Genomic DNA, 283 nt, shown 5'->3' on the forward strand with positions numbered 1-283 from the left:
AGGTGTAAAGGCAGTAATGTCATAGCCGAGTAGTACTAATAACCCGTAAGCTTATGTACAAGCCTCCCCCTTCCCCTCCAAAGGAGGGGGGACCTTTCTAAACTAAAAAACTTTCTTTATCTCAGTATGTTAAGATATTACTGTAATTATTAGTTATCAATGTTTAACTATTAATTATGGAAAATTGCTTAAAGCAATTTAACCTCTTAAGGTGGTTATTGCGGCGGGGCTCACCTCTTCCCATCCCGAACAGAGAAGTTAAGCCCGCCAGCGCAGATGGTAC

Annotated in this window: 1 rRNA gene; it reads left to right on the forward strand. The window is 41.0% G+C overall.

The window, feature by feature from the left end:
- Window positions 1-207 precede the first annotated feature (207 nt).
- Window positions 208-283 (forward strand): 5S ribosomal RNA (rrf, locus tag AC23L6_RS13405); the annotation flags it as partial.

The organism is Flavobacterium sp. R1_16 (assembly GCF_057652095.1).